The sequence below is a fragment of the Paenibacillus sp. EKM212P genome, from assembly GCF_011066115.1.
In the GTDB taxonomy this organism is placed as follows: Bacteria; Bacillota; Bacilli; order Paenibacillales; family Paenibacillaceae; genus Paenibacillus; species Paenibacillus polymyxa_B.
The window spans coordinates 1-224 of record NZ_JAAMNR010000086.1 but is presented as its reverse complement, the minus strand read 5'-3'; the positions used below and the strand labels follow the sequence as shown (position 1 = coordinate 224).

Sequence of the window (224 nt, the reverse complement as noted above, 5' to 3'; positions counted from 1 at the left end):
CGTGGAACCGCGGAGTGAAGGAAGGGAAGCTGTATGATCTGGAAGTGGCCGATTTCAAAGACGTGCCGATCGGTCCCACATTGGGTCAAGCTATAGAAGCCTGGGCCAGCACTATTCAGAGTAACATCCGACTGGATGAAGGACCTCTGCTGAAAGCGGGCCTGTTCCACTGCGCTGATGGGGACCATCTGCTACTGGCTATTCATCATATGGTGGTAGACGGC

Annotated in this window: 1 protein-coding gene; it reads left to right on the top strand. The window is 54.5% G+C overall.

Translation table 11 applies throughout. The features are described 5' to 3' along the window. Positions 1-224: condensation domain-containing protein (locus G9G54_RS25155; protein ID WP_165179978.1), on the top strand; the 224-nt coding region annotated here is incomplete at both ends.